Below are 13,412 nucleotides of genomic sequence, written 5' to 3'. Positions count from 1 at the left end.
GCAGGGCAAACGCATCTAAATATTGATGCACAGAACGAAAGAAGAGGCTTGGAAGTACAACCGTAAGCCATCAGTAACAATAAGAACTGATCGGTTGAGAAGAGAGTAGGGATACAGAACATAAACTCGGTATGGTATTGTCAAAAAGTATCCTCAAGAAAAAAAGCACGCTACACTGACGTTTGGATGAAGCTCAAGCCCAAAATCACAATAGCTGACCATTTTGCACAGATGTCAGATCCAAGAGTAGACCGCACAAGATTACATAAGCTAATTGATATTTTGACAATTGCGATTTGTGCAGTAATCTGTGGAGCAGATAGTTGGGTGGCAATAGAATTGTATGGCTGCACAAAGTATGAGTGGTTAAAAACATTTTTGGAGTTACCAAACGGAATACCATCACACGATACATTTGCAAGAGTGTTTGCACAATTGAATCCACAGCAATTTCAGTCATGTTTCTTAAACTGGATAAAATCAACTCAGAAGATAACAAATGGTGAAGTTGTAGCAATTGACGGTAAAACTTTATGTGGTTCTTATGATAAAAGTAGTGGTCAGAGTGCGATTCAAATGGTAAGTGCATGGGCAACTACGAATAAATTAGTGTTGGGACAGGTAAAAGTAAACGAAGCATCTAATGAAATTACAGCTATCCCAGAACTACTGAATGTTTTAGAGTTGAATGGTTGTATCGTGACAATTGATGCAATCGGTTGCCAAAAAGAAATTGTGAAGTTAATTACGCAACAAAACGCAGATTATGTAATCACCTTAAAAAAGAATCAGGGTAATCTATATGAGTTAGTAGAAGAACTATTAAGAACAGGAATAAGCACAGGGTTTGAAGGGCTTCACCATAGCACATATAAAACAGAAGAAACGGGGCATGGTCGTGATGAAATCCGCAATTATGTGATGTTATCTGGAATTGAATCTCAGCTTGACCCAGATTCAGTTTGGTCAAACTTAAAAAGTGTTGGGATGGTAGAGTCTGTTCGACAAATAGATGGTAAAACAACAGTGGAGACTCGTTATTATATTAGCAGTCTTGAGAATGATGCGAAAAAATTTGCTAATTGTGTTCGCAGTCATTGGGGCATAGAAAATTCGTTACATTGGGTATTAGATGTAGCTTTAAAAGAAGATGACTGCCGGATTAGGAAAGATAATGCTCCACAAAATTTTGCAGTGATGCGGCAGATAGCAGTAAATCTTTTAGGTAAAGAGAAACGTGTGAAGCGGGGAATCAAAAATAAACAGTTTTTGGCAGCAATGGATAATAACTATTTAGAAAGAGTTTTAGCTTTAGCGTAAACTAGCTTGTCAATAATTTGGTTAAGATTGTTGCTTATTTTTAAGGGTAAGCTTACTTATTTATAGCTGAATAGTTAGCTAATTTATCTTTAAACAAGAGTTATTTCATTAGCGATAAGCTAATTTACTTGTTAGCAAAAAAATCGATTTGTTCTATTTATATTTTGGTCAAGTTTTGCACTTATGAAAATGATTTTGAAATCCTTATTAGTTTTTGTTAGGAAATAAGGTGCGTTTTCCCTGTTCGAGAGAGGCAACAGGGAAGAGGCAACGGGCAACAGTCAGATGTCATCAGGAGGAAAGCTTAACAGGCAACAGGTTGTTTAGTTCTATTCCCTGTTCCCTATTCCCTGTTAAGAGTTACCTAATAACACAAGGATTTTCAGAAATCAAATCGGATTCCTATATTCTCTCCCTTTCTTGATAAAAGATTTATAAAAATTAGTTGATTACTTATAGAGGAAAAATGCCATGAAAGGATTAACAGGGAAAAATGCCTTAATGACAGGTGCAAGTTCAGGAATTGGACAAGCGATCGCAATTCGCCTAGCTCAAGTTGGCGTTAGAGTATGCAAACCGGGGTATTCGAGTCAATGCGATCGCACCAGGCGCAACTATCACCGCTATCAACAAAGATTGGATAGACGACCCAGAAAAGAAGGCAGTTGTAGAAAGTCATATCCCAATGGGTCGCGCTGGAACTTCAGAAGAAATGGCAGCAGCAGTAGCTTTTTTAGCATCTGATGAAGCCACATACATCACTGGACAAACACTATTTATTGATGGTGGACTAACACTCTACGCTGACTTTCGAGAAGCTTGGTCTGCTTGAAACTTAATATCTTACGCCATTTTCATAGAGTGGCTCTCATCAGATTACATATCTTTTTTATCAAAATAACAAAGCTTTTCAGTAAAGAACACTTTTACTCTTGGGTACACTAAAAGCGACATTGATTGTGTCTCTATATATTAAAGCTCATCACGGATTAAAAAAATTCCGAGGATTGACACCATGATAAAAACAAGTTACGCATTTGACCAAACTATATTAGCTGCTGGCTCTTCATTAAAGACTAATGTATTGCTGCGTTTTCGTGCTGATATACCTGAGTCTAGACGACGTGATTTGAACCTCTCGGTGGTCATTGACCGTTCCGGCTCTATGGCAGGCGCTCCCTTGTTTCATGCGCTCAAAGCGGCTGAATCTGTAGTCGATCAACTAGAGGCTAATGATATTCTTTCAGTGGTTGTTTACGATGATGCCGTAGATACCGTTGTACCACCCCAGCCTGTAGCCAATAAATCTGCATTGAAAAATGCTATCCGTAAAGTGAGAGCAGGCGGTATTACTAATTTATCTGGAGGATGGCTGAAAGGTTGCGAATATGTAAAACAGCAACTTAACGCCCAAAAAATCAATCGTGTGCTGCTGCTGACTGATGGTCATGCCAATATGGGTATTCAAGATCCAAAAGTACTGACAGCAACAGCAGCACAAAAAGCTGAGGAAGGCGTGATCACAACTACATTAGGTTTTGCTCAGGGTTTCAATGAAGATTTGCTGATTGCAATAGCAAGAGCTGCGAGTGGCAATTTCTACTTTATTCAAAGCATTGATGAAGCAGCCGAAGTGTTCAGTATTGAACTAGATAGTCTCAGAGCCGTGGTAGGTCAAAATCTCCAAGTAACTCTTGAGTTGGCTGATGGTGTCAAACTTGTAGATATCTTAAGCCTAGCCAAAGTTAGCCAAAATAATGCGGGTCAACCAGTAATTACCTTAGGAGAACTTTACGAAGGTGAAGACAAACTTTTAGGGTTAAGTCTAGAGATACCTGCTGCTCAAGTAGGTCAATTACCTGTGATGAAGTTGCATTACAGTGCAGATGTAGTGCAGAATAACATCATTCAAAGCGTGTTAGGTACAACAGATGTCATCGCTCAAGTAGGCACGGTTGAAGAATCTGCGTTTGCAGCTTCTAGCCAGATCATCCTTGACTTAAGCCGTCTAACTATTGCTAAAGCCAAAGAAACTGCTCTTGATTTAGCCGAGCATGGTAAACATCAAGAAGCTGAACAAATTTTGCGATCGCTAGTACAAGATTTGCGCAATAAAGGCTTGAACGAGAATTTTGAAATTGCTGAGGAAATAGATCAGCTGGAATATTTTGCAGGTCGAATTGCACAAAAAGCTTTGGGTAATGCCGGACGGAAAGAACTGCGCGATCAAACTTATCAAGCAATGACACGCACTCGCAGTGATTTAGTGGGTCGTGGTGTCACAGCAGGCGATGAAATATACGCGATGCCAACAGTCAATGAAGTTGGTTCCGGTGTGGAATTATATTGTGTTCGAGAAGGGGGTAAGCTGCGGGTGAAAGTTTTGTCTGATGGTTACGATGCAACTAAAAACGTTCAGTTTCCCCGCGCCATTCGTGCTGAGGGCGCGTATTATGTGGCTGAAGCCGTCGAACTTTCCTCTGATGGCTCGTTCTATCGTGTACGCGGCAAAATTAATCGTTTTGCGAAACCCGGCCAAGCAGATATCTTCGCTGTTACCAGACAATCAAAGCCTGCTAGTAGTGGAAAAGCTGCTAAAGGCCCTGCCAGCGCTGCCGACTTAGTTACTACCGACACGGTAAATAATGGCGTTTTAGTTCAATGTGTGAAAGATGGTAGTAAACTACGCGCTAGAGTAGTGTCTGACGGGTATGAACCCGATTGGAATATGCGTTTTCCTCGCTCAATTCGTGAGGAAGGAATGCTTTACGTTGTTGATGAAATCAAAACCGGCCCTGATGGCAAGTCTTATATTGCCTGTGGTGATATTAAGCGTTTTGTACAACCCAACACTAGCAATTAAGTTGAGTGCTGAGTAAGATATTCTTCCCTTACACCCCTGCCCCCCTGCGGTCTAAATGTGCAAATTAAATGCTTAACAGCTTATTAGGCTTCAATCAGGGGGTGATAGTCATCTGGGTTGTTAAACCCAGCAATCCAAGCTGCTGCTTGATGGCAAGTCTGCATATAAGGAGGAACACGTAGTATATGAGTATGCTGTGTGGATGGACACATTACTTTCAAAACCATCAAAGCTTCATCATCCTCAAAAGGAATGTAGATTAGTTGACGTTCCCCTCCTGCATCGTAATCGCGATCGCGGATTAAGCCTCCCACTTGCTGGATAAATTTTTCGTATCCCAGACGTTCAATCAGGATGCGGCGTAACTCCACATTGTCTGTATTGAGGATATCTTGTCCTGTTATTGACTGCGACTCAAAGACAATGCGGTCACTAACTTGTACACCCCGCCAACGTAAAATAAAACCATGTCCCGCGGCTAAACTGGTGATTCCACTTCCGGCTAACTCAATCCAATGGGTAACATGAAGACCTTTAGGAAGATGAGTTAAGTTTACACAGTCGCTAATATCTAAACTTTCACAAGTCAGATTTTCTGGTAAATGGTAAAGTTGTGATGCTCCACTCAAGTCTAGATGGCCTAAAACACGAATTCCATCCCATGCGCGATGCTCAAGTATGAGTTTGCGTCCCAGTTGGGCTGATACAGGCTCATAATTTTCGTTTGGGCGTTGCTGAACTGATTTCTTCGGTAAACGCCCCTTCGACATCAAACTCAGCATTAATCTTCTACCTCTACGTAAGCATCAGGACGGTATTCACGCTGTCTCCAAACACGGTAAGAACCTTGGGGTATTTCAATGGCCCGATGCTCTTCATGAACTAAAGTCGCACCTGTTTGTTTTACTTCCAGAAAAAGCTCACTACCATGCACCCATAACTGAACAGCATGAGATGGCTGGATGCGATGGCTGTGTCCTGTAACTTCACCATGCGCCAGAACAGAACCTACACGCTTTTGGGCAAAATTAGGTATATTGGCAATACTTCTCAGCAAAACGTCGCCATGTCTGTAGAGAACATTAGCTGAATTAACTGGAGAGTTGTTACTGTTACTCAGCATATTTTTACTAGGATTGCATACTTAAAATTTCAACTTGGAAAAACTGATCTCAGATTATAGTACAAATATACTAAATAGTCAAATTGCTGTTGACGGTTAACCGTTAACAAACCTCATAATCGCATTGCTTGAGAGATATACAGCACTTTTACCAGCAGACAATCATTCTCAATCTAAAATCCAAAATCCAAAATGGGTATTACCTAGCCATAAGTTAAGGCCATGTCCTGATCTCCTGGTTAAGCAAACACTGACCTTTGTATATGCTCAAAACTTGGACTCTGGGATAGGGACAAAGTTTGGCTGATTTTATAAAGTAAACCCATATCTTGTAAATGCAAGATAACAGCTTTAGCAATGCGATTTCGAGAGCCTGTTAGAAGCACCTCTTAAAGCGGGAAATCCTGCGATCGCCAACAGTAATCTATTAATTCCTCAATATTGGTTCAATAGAAAAAGGTGAAAACACCAATGAAAATTGGCATTGTTGGCTCAGGAAATATGGGTAGAGGCTTAGGTAAGATTTGGGCGAAAGCCGGAAACCAAGTTATTTTTTCCTACTCCAGAGATGAGAATAAGCTACGTCAACTAGCTGCATCGGCAGGTGAAAATGCAAAAGTAGGAACTCCTGAAGAAGCAGTGTACCAAAGTGATGTAGTGATGCTGGCTGTCTGGGTACCTTCTTTAGAAGAAGTTATTCGTGCCACAGGTTCTCTTGATGACAAGATTATTATTACTTGCGTGAGCGGTTTGCAACCTGACTTCACCGGACAAACGATTGGTATAGCAACTGACTTAAAAATATCTGTCGCTGAGACAATTCAGCAGTTTGCACCAAAGGCAAAAGTTGTGGAGGCATTTAATATTACCTTTGCAGAAGTGATTGGTTCCGAGTCTCGACAGTTTGGTAGCGATCGCCCCAGTATTTTTTATTGTGGTGATGACGCAGAGTCCAAAAAGGTCGTTGCTGGGTTAATTGAGGAATGCGGGTATGAACCGGTAGACGCTGGAGAATTGGTAGTAGCCCGTTCTTTGGAGACTTTAGCAACGGCTTGGGTACAGTTTGCAGTAACAAGTAAATTGTTTCCGAATCTGGGACTTAAAGCATTGCGACGGTAAGTAGTCCCCCAAAAGACCAGAAGTAACTAATCAAGAACTAAAGTGTTGTTTCAATTTGAAATCAGAGGCTCAAAATGACTGAAGCCGAACAAAATATGGCGATCGCTTGCTTTACCCAACGTTAAGTCTGTTATCTCTTCATAATGGTGAATACTATGTCAAAAATAAAACTCAGTCGGATTTTACTCTCTGTAGTAATAGTCAATACAGCAGTAGTTTCTGTAGCTGTAGATTGGAACACCAGTCATATTTTTAACCCAACTTGGGTTCCTCATGCTCGGTTTCATGATGTGGTGATGTTGTGGCTACTTAGTAGTTTATCAGTGGTTGCCTTGTGGTTGCTTTGGCGGCGATCAGCAGAGCCACAAATCAGCACGACTGTGGCAACTTTAGTTCCGATGCTTTTCTGGTTACCATTTTTCTTTACAACTGTATTAGTTCCTGGTACTAGTTTAAATGCTTTACCTAATGAACCTCTACCCGTGATTGCTGGGATCACAATATATCCCAATGTTGTAATTGCTACTATCAACGAAGTCTTAGCGGCAATTGGTTATTGGCTTTACCACAGTCATCAACAGACTTATACAAAAGTTATATAGCTGGTTTATATGCTTCTATTGCGTCGCCAATGGATGTTTTACCTTTGGGCAATACTCTCAGGAACTTTTGTGCTGATAGCCAAACCTGCGATCGCTCATATTGGACATGGTGAGTTTTTTACCAAAACGCTGATTCATCAACAGTTAACTCCAAGTTTGGTGATTACCGGATTTGGCATTGCTTTTCTCTTTGGGGCTGGACACGCCCTTTCACCCGGACACGGCAAAACAATGGTGGCTGCTTATCTTGTAGGTTCCAAAGGAACGCCACAACAAGCAGTGTTATTAGGGCTAGTGACAACTATCACTCATACGCTGGGAGTTTTTATTCTAGGAATTGTGGCATTGGTGGCTTCAAAATACATTGTCCCCGCAACCCTGTATCCGATTCTCAGTTTAATTAGTGGTCTAACTGTATGTGGAGTTGGCTTTTGGTTGCTCGATCAACGTCTTTCCGCTCATGAACATACTCATAATCATGACCACGATCACAGTCATCATCATCACCATCACCCACCAAGTAAATCTGTTACGACCGAATCGCTCATTGCTTTGGGTATTGCAGGCGGGATTGTCCCTTGTCCATCGGCGTTAGTTTTGTTGTTAAGTGCGATCGCTTTGCATCAAGTTGCTTATGGTGTGGCGTTGATTAGTGCGTTTAGCTTGGGTTTAGCATCAGTGTTAGTTGCGATCGGGTTGGTTGTTGTGTATGCCCATAAATGGATAGACCGCTTGCCCAACAGTGCTAGATTTTTGCAGAATTTATCGATGGTTGGGGCTGTTGTTGTGATTGTCACAGGTGCAGCATTGGCAGCGATCGCGGTAATTTAAAGCATTAATTTACAGAATATTTCCAGCTATTTATCTACAACCTCATCAATCTCTCATGTGGATCAAAACTCTCGCCTACTTTGTTGGCACGATTTCTAGTCTTGCCATGACTATCCCTGCATTAGGAGCAGACCGGATTGAATTTAATTATCCGCCTTTTGGTGATTTTGATATTGCCACACAAGATTTAGAAGTGTTTATCAAAGAAGGCAAAATTACCAAAGACTTTGCATTTTATACCAATCGTGCCAAACCAGAACAATTAGCTCAAATGCGAGAGTTACTCAACACAAAATTCCAAATTTCTCCGACTGTTATCTCACAATTCACCTATTCTCCTATCGGCGAAAAAATGCTGCAACGTATGGGTGAATTATTGCAAACACAAAGTAGAATCAATGGTTTTTATGCACTGCGTTCTGCGTTAATATTATCTGCTGCCAGTCCAGAAGGCTTGAGTTTAATTAATATCCTCAAAAAATATTCTAGTCCCAGTATTCGCCTGAATTTATCAGAAACTATCCAGTTAATGGGACAGCTATCAGAACTACTACAAAAAAGAGATATAGTAGTTTCTCAAATTCAAAAACTAGCTAATCAAGAAACTGCTAATTTGCCGCCAATAGATTTTGCGCAAAAATTAGATATTCGGAAATCTGGTGAATTTAATTCGACAAAAATTACCTTAACCTTACACGATCGCTCTCGTGATGGACAGTCAAAAACTTTTATAGAACGGAAATATGCAGTTGATGTTTACTTACCCCAACCAAAATCAGCAACAACCTCAGAAGCTTACCCGGTAATTGTCATTTCTCATGGTTTAGCAGAAGACCGCCAGAGTTTTGTTTATATTGCTGAACATTTAGCATCATACGGCTTTGCTGTCGCTGCTCTTGACCATCCTGTAACTAACTCTAAACAATATCAACAATTTTTATCAGGAGTTGCTAGTCCTCCTCAACCCACAGAATTAATTGACCGTCCTTTAGATGTCAAATATCTTTTAGATGAACTCCAACGACTTTCCGAAACTGATTTGAGATTTAAAAATAAATTAAATTTGCAACAAGTCGGATTAATCGGACATTCACTTGGCGGTTATACAGCTTTAGCATTAGCAGGAGGAACTTTTGATTTTGCTAAAATTCGCCAAGAATGTAATCCCAACCGTTCTTTAAATATTTCTACATTTTTACAATGTCGTGCTAACGACCTCAAAGCTGACAACTATTCCATAAAAGACGATCGCATCAAAGCGATTATGGTCATGAATCCTTTAACCAGCGTTTTATTTGGAGAAAAAGGTGTCAGTACAATACCAATTCCTGTAATGATGGTGGCTGCAAGTCAGGACATATTTACTCCCGCAGTTCCCGAACAAATTCGACCTTTTTCTGGGCTACCCAGCAAAGATAAATACTTGGCACTTATTGAAAATGCTACTCATTTCTCTGTAGAATCAGACTTACCAAACAACGAAAGCGTCATTCCTGTACCACAAGGTCTGCTAGGGCCAGATAGAAAAAATGTCCATGCTTATATGAATAGTTTAGGAGTGGCTTTCTTCCAAACTTATCTACGCAATCAACAAGAATATAGACCTTATCTAACTGCTTCTTATGCTCAATCGATCAGTCAAGCGCCCTTAAATTTGAGTTTAGTCAGTTCTGGTAGTGGAGAAGCAATATCTCAACTATTAAATCAGGTTTATCAAAATACTATATACCTGAGCAATCAAAAACTAACAAGGAATAAATGATGAAGTTTGGCATTTTTGGCAGTGGTAACATGGGTCGCTTTAGTGAAAGTTTTCTGAAGATCATTGATTATTTTATGGCAAAATTCTGAGTGCTAAGTATGAAATCTGTATTGACAAAGCCTTGAGCAATCAATACTTTTTTCACGTATCTACTACAGCTATAATTATCGCTTCATTTTTTTGAATTCTGTAATGCTCAAACTTGTGTGGCTGCTAATTTTCAGCAGTATGTCGGTTATTGCTAGTCCAATGATTTCAACCGCCTTACCTTCAAAAGAAACCTCAGAAATTGATATTAATTTTGTCGAGCAAGTCCCTGCTGTCAGCCAATTCTCGGACGTGCAACCAACTGATTGGGCATTTCAAGCATTGCGATCGCTCATAGAAAAATACGGGATTATTCCGGGTTATTCTGATGGAACATATCGAGGCACTCAACCAATCAGCCGATATGAATTTGCCGCTGGGTTAAATGCAGTTTTAGAGCAAATTAATAGACTTGTGGTTGAGGGAAAAGTTAATACAATTTCTTCAGATGACTTAGCAGTATTACAACGACTGCAAGCCGAATTTGCCGCAGAGTTAACTACGTTACGAGAACAAGTTAATCAGTTAGAAACTCGCTATAGTTCACTAGAAGCAAATCAATTCTCGACAACGACGAAACTAGCAGGTCAAGTCATCTTTGCAGTGAATGCAGGTGGATTTGATCGCGATCGCATCATTGCTCCTAGAGGTGCAGAGATTAGCAAAAATGACCCAAGTGCAACTTTGATCTACAGAGTTACCTTCAACCTCAACACTAGTTTCACAGGCAAAGACTTACTGCAAGTGCGATTAGTTACAGGTAGCGACGGTGCAAATGATAATGCTGCTGGTTTTTTAGAACCTAATTTAGGCAGTACTCTAGAATTCTCCATTCCCGGTCGAGATAATCAATTGAGTGTTGCTCGTCTTTATTACACCTTTCCTGTGTTTGAGGATGTGAGTCTCACCCTCGGCCCATCAATTACAGCCGCCGATTTTGTAGACAAAAATCGTTATGCTAATGTCAGTTTTCTCGATTTTTCTACTCAAGCTTTAGTTAATAACTTTATCCTGTTTCCTAGAGGTAGAGGTGCTGGTGCGGCCATTGCTTGGAATCCTGGTAGAGGCACTTTTCATTTCCGAGGAGTATACATTGCTGGAGATGCCGAAAATGCTCTCCCAGAAAATGCCCAAGTGTTTGGAGGTGGTCAGCCTCAAGACATTCGACTATTTCCTGTGGGTGGTGGAGGCGCTGATGGCGGTTTATTTGGCGATCCTTACCAAGGAGTGATCGAATTAGAATATGCGCCGAGTAAAGCCTTTGCCCTACGTCTGCAATATGGCGGTGGTAGGGTTTTTGGTAGCGATTTTGATGTTTTGGGAGTCAATTTTGAACTAGCATTGAGCGATCGCTTGGGTGTATTTGGACGATATGGCTATGGTTCCTACCCCAACACGACGGTAGGAGATATCAACCCTAACTACTGGATGGCAGGATTGGCATTTCCCAATTTATTTGTTGAACGGGCGATCGCTGGAATTGCCATTGGTCAGCCATTCATTGAAAATGCAGTCGGAAATGCCACTCAGACTAATTTTGAAGCTTTTTATAATTTTCCTCTCAATGACCAAATCCGCATCACGCCGTTAATCCAAGTGATTCACAACCCTGGTAATCAAGATGCCAACGGCACAATCATCACTGGCACAGTGCGAACTGTTTTTTCCTTTTAAAAATACCTATGGAAGAGTTAATGCATCAAACTCAACGACCGATTAATTTAGCGCCTGGAGTTATTGCGATCGCGCGTCGAGTCAAACCAGGATTTGAAGCTGCATTTGAAGAAGCTACACGCGGAGTAACTCTGGCAGCTAGTACCTTCCCCGGTTACTTGGGGAGTGATGTACTATATCCCGCTACTAAACAAGGTGAGTGGCAGCTGATTCTGCGGTTTGACACCCCTGAACACTTACGAAACTGGGAAGAATCTCCTATATGTCAAGGTTGGATTGCGCGAGCAGATGCCCTAACAATAGATAAACCCAGAGTTATACGTGTTAACTGTCTGGAAGCATGGTTTGCCTTACCAGAAATACCTCATGCAGCACCGCCACCCAAATGGAAAACTGCAATTGTCAGTGCATTCGGTCTTTATCCAATGATTTCTTTGATGCCCAACCTGCTCAGACCGATTACCAGTGGGCTACCTGTTTGGTTAGCTAACTTGGTGAGTATTAGCATTATGATGCCGTTAATGACTTGGGTGATCATGCCCCAAGTAACACGCCTGTTTAAAGGATGGCTTTATCCATCCAAGTAAGATTCACTCTCACTAATAATTACTATGAGTCAACTAATCACTACAGATTTATTTTCTCCCGTCCAACTTGGCCCTTACACACTACCAAACCGAATTGTCATGGCACCGATGACACGTAATCGAGCTGGTGAGAGAAATGTCCCCACGCCGCTGAATGCTACTTATTACGCTCAACGGGCTACGGCTGGATTGATTGTCACTGAAGGGTCGCAAATATCACCGCAAGGTTTCGGCTATCCAGCAACACCAGGAATTCATTCATTAGAGCAGATTGCAGGCTGGCAAAAAGTGACAGAAGCAGTGCATAGTGCAGGTGGACGCATCTTTTTGCAACTATGGCATTGTGGGCGCATTTCTCACCCATCTTTGCAAAGAGGTGGAGTATTACCTGTGGCTCCTTCAGCGATCACACCTGCTGGTAATGCGATGACTTACACAGGTGATCAACCATTTGTTACACCTCGCGCTTTAGAACTAGACGAAATTCCTGGTGTAATTGACCAGTTTCGTCAAGGCTCTAAAAATGCAATGGCGGCTGGATTTGATGGTGTGGAAATTCACGGCGCATTCGGATATCTCTTGGATCAGTTTCTCCAAGATGGTACTAATCAACGTAGCGATCGCTATGGTGGTTCCATTGAAAATCGGGCGCGATTTTTGTTGGAAGTTACAGAAGCTGTCTGTGAAGTTTGGGGGGCAAATCGTGTCGGTATTAAGCTGTCCCCCAGCAACACATTTAACGATATTCATGACTCTGATCCTAAAGCAACCTTTAGCTATGCGATCGCTGCACTCAACTCTTTTGGTTTGGGGTATCTTCACTTAATGGAACCAACACCAGCAGATATTCGACATGGTGGTAAGCCAATTCCTGTATCTGAGTTCCGTCCTCTGTATTCGGGAACATTAATTGCTAATGGCGGTTACGACAAAGAAAAGGGCAATGCTGCGATCGCTAATAATATTGCTGACTTAATTTCTTTTGGCACACCATTTCTTGCCAATCCTGATTTACCAGAACGTCTGCGGTTAAATGCAGCACTAAATCAAGCTGATCGCAACACCTTCTATGGTGGTGATGAGAAAGGTTATATAGACTATCCATTTCTGCATTCAACAACCGTGATTCAGTAATTTTATTCCTAGAAAGCTTGAGTGAGTCAACTTTCTTCGTGAGAGGGAACAAGGAATCCCCAAAATTGGTTGCTTTGCCTTCGACTCACTCGCTTTCATCCCCATAAAATTGCCCACATGACTAACTATGCGGGATGATTTTAATAGAGTTATGGAATGAACAATGAATAACGACGTTGTGATTTTTCTCATCAGTGCTGGTTTGCTCGTTATTTATCTCGTGTTCTCGGCATTGACTGAGATGGGAACAAAGCTACCTTGGAAAAAGTAGAAAATGGCAGAGTGCGATCGCTTGATTTTCTGGAATACT

General features: G+C 41.3%; 11 protein-coding genes and 1 pseudogene. 10 read left to right on the top strand and 2 right to left on the bottom strand.

Annotation, left to right across the window (positions count from 1 at the left end; translation table 11 throughout):
• The first annotated feature begins 186 nt into the window (after positions 1 to 186).
• The 3 genes and pseudogenes from ACMX3D_RS29520 to ACMX3D_RS29510 all read left to right on the top strand — a co-directional run bounded on the left by ACMX3D_RS29520 (position 187) and on the right by ACMX3D_RS29510 (position 4,183).
• Complete coding sequence (locus tag ACMX3D_RS29520) at positions 187 to 1,320, top strand: ISAs1 family transposase (RefSeq protein ID WP_482747696.1); 1,134 nt, start codon at positions 187 to 189, stop codon at positions 1,318 to 1,320.
• 556 nt (positions 1,321 to 1,876) lie between these two features.
• Positions 1,877 to 2,152 (top strand): annotated as a pseudogene (locus ACMX3D_RS29515) (SDR family oxidoreductase); the annotation flags it as partial.
• Positions 2,153 to 2,335: 183 nt separating this feature from the next.
• Entirely contained in the window at positions 2,336 to 4,183 is a 1,848-nt protein-coding gene (locus ACMX3D_RS29510) for a vWA domain-containing protein (protein WP_482749311.1), read from the top strand.
• Between the two features lie 83 nt (positions 4,184 to 4,266).
• Here ACMX3D_RS29510 and ACMX3D_RS29505 read toward each other — a convergent pair whose 3' ends face one another.
• Both ACMX3D_RS29505 and ACMX3D_RS29500 read right to left on the bottom strand, forming a co-directional pair.
• Positions 4,267 to 4,965 carry a DUF6745 domain-containing protein gene (locus tag ACMX3D_RS29505; protein WP_482749310.1) on the bottom strand — a complete coding sequence of 233 codons (699 nt, stop codon included), beginning with the start codon at positions 4,963 to 4,965 and terminating at the stop codon, positions 4,267 to 4,269.
• Positions 4,965 to 5,306 (bottom strand): hypothetical protein, encoded by a 342-nt coding sequence (locus ACMX3D_RS29500; protein WP_482749309.1) that lies wholly within the window; start codon positions 5,304 to 5,306, stop codon positions 4,965 to 4,967. Before ACMX3D_RS29500 ends, ACMX3D_RS29505 begins: the two co-directional genes overlap by 1 nt.
• Before the next feature lie 471 nt (positions 5,307 to 5,777).
• On the opposite strand from ACMX3D_RS29500, the gene ACMX3D_RS29495 reads away from it, so the two are divergent.
• The 7 genes from ACMX3D_RS29495 (at position 5,778) to ACMX3D_RS29465 (ending at position 13,102) form a co-directional block, all read left to right on the top strand.
• Positions 5,778 to 6,425, top strand: coding sequence for an NADPH-dependent F420 reductase (locus ACMX3D_RS29495; RefSeq protein ID WP_482749308.1), 648 nt, complete (start codon positions 5,778 to 5,780; stop codon positions 6,423 to 6,425).
• A gap of 155 nt (positions 6,426 to 6,580) precedes the next feature.
• Positions 6,581 to 7,027: a DUF6640 family protein gene (locus ACMX3D_RS29490; RefSeq protein ID WP_482749307.1), complete on the top strand. Its 447-nt coding sequence runs from the start codon at positions 6,581 to 6,583 to the stop codon at positions 7,025 to 7,027.
• A gap of 9 nt (positions 7,028 to 7,036) precedes the next feature.
• The gene (locus tag ACMX3D_RS29485; RefSeq protein WP_482749306.1) at positions 7,037 to 7,858 is read left to right on the top strand and encodes a nickel/cobalt transporter; all 822 of its coding nucleotides are present in this window, start codon (positions 7,037 to 7,039) and stop codon (positions 7,856 to 7,858) included.
• 55 nt (positions 7,859 to 7,913) lie between these two features.
• Positions 7,914 to 9,620 carry an alpha/beta hydrolase gene (locus ACMX3D_RS29480; RefSeq protein ID WP_482749305.1) on the top strand — a complete coding sequence of 569 codons (1,707 nt, stop codon included), beginning with the start codon at positions 7,914 to 7,916 and terminating at the stop codon, positions 9,618 to 9,620.
• 192 nt (positions 9,621 to 9,812) lie between these two features.
• A complete protein-coding gene (locus ACMX3D_RS29475; protein WP_482749304.1) occupies positions 9,813 to 11,381 on the top strand; it encodes an iron uptake porin in 1,569 nt (522 codons plus the stop codon).
• Between the two features lie 8 nt (positions 11,382 to 11,389).
• Entirely contained in the window at positions 11,390 to 11,968 is a 579-nt protein-coding gene (locus ACMX3D_RS29470) for an antibiotic biosynthesis monooxygenase (protein ID WP_482749303.1), read from the top strand.
• 24 nt (positions 11,969 to 11,992) lie between these two features.
• Positions 11,993 to 13,102: an alkene reductase gene (locus ACMX3D_RS29465; RefSeq protein WP_482749302.1), complete on the top strand. Its 1,110-nt coding sequence runs from the start codon at positions 11,993 to 11,995 to the stop codon at positions 13,100 to 13,102.
• Positions 13,103 to 13,412: the final 310 nt, after the last annotated feature.

The sequence above is a fragment of the Anabaena sp. TISTR 8404 genome (genome assembly GCF_056847745.1).
The sequence above is the reverse complement of the archived record's forward strand: the minus strand, read 5'-3'. Positions and strand labels throughout refer to the sequence as shown.

Excerpts from the sequence above, each read along its gene's own strand:
- ACMX3D_RS29500 (WP_482749309.1), bottom strand. The coding sequence starts at position 5,306 with ATGCTGAGTAACAGTAACAACTCTCCAGTTAATTCAGCTAATGTTCTC.
- ACMX3D_RS29505 (WP_482749310.1), bottom strand. The coding sequence starts at position 4,965 with ATGCTGAGTTTGATGTCGAAGGGGCGTTTACCGAAGAAATCAGTTCAG.
- ACMX3D_RS29475 (WP_482749304.1), top strand. The coding sequence starts at position 9,813 with ATGCTCAAACTTGTGTGGCTGCTAATTTTCAGCAGTATGTCGGTTATT.
- ACMX3D_RS29465 (WP_482749302.1), top strand. The coding sequence starts at position 11,993 with ATGAGTCAACTAATCACTACAGATTTATTTTCTCCCGTCCAACTTGGC.
- ACMX3D_RS29495 (WP_482749308.1), top strand. The coding sequence starts at position 5,778 with ATGAAAATTGGCATTGTTGGCTCAGGAAATATGGGTAGAGGCTTAGGT.
- ACMX3D_RS29485 (WP_482749306.1), top strand. The coding sequence starts at position 7,037 with ATGCTTCTATTGCGTCGCCAATGGATGTTTTACCTTTGGGCAATACTC.
- ACMX3D_RS29490 (WP_482749307.1), top strand. The coding sequence starts at position 6,581 with ATGTCAAAAATAAAACTCAGTCGGATTTTACTCTCTGTAGTAATAGTC.
- ACMX3D_RS29510 (WP_482749311.1), top strand. The coding sequence starts at position 2,336 with ATGATAAAAACAAGTTACGCATTTGACCAAACTATATTAGCTGCTGGC.
- ACMX3D_RS29520 (WP_482747696.1), top strand. The coding sequence starts at position 187 with ATGAAGCTCAAGCCCAAAATCACAATAGCTGACCATTTTGCACAGATG.
- ACMX3D_RS29480 (WP_482749305.1), top strand. The coding sequence starts at position 7,914 with ATGTGGATCAAAACTCTCGCCTACTTTGTTGGCACGATTTCTAGTCTT.
- ACMX3D_RS29470 (WP_482749303.1), top strand. The coding sequence starts at position 11,390 with ATGGAAGAGTTAATGCATCAAACTCAACGACCGATTAATTTAGCGCCT.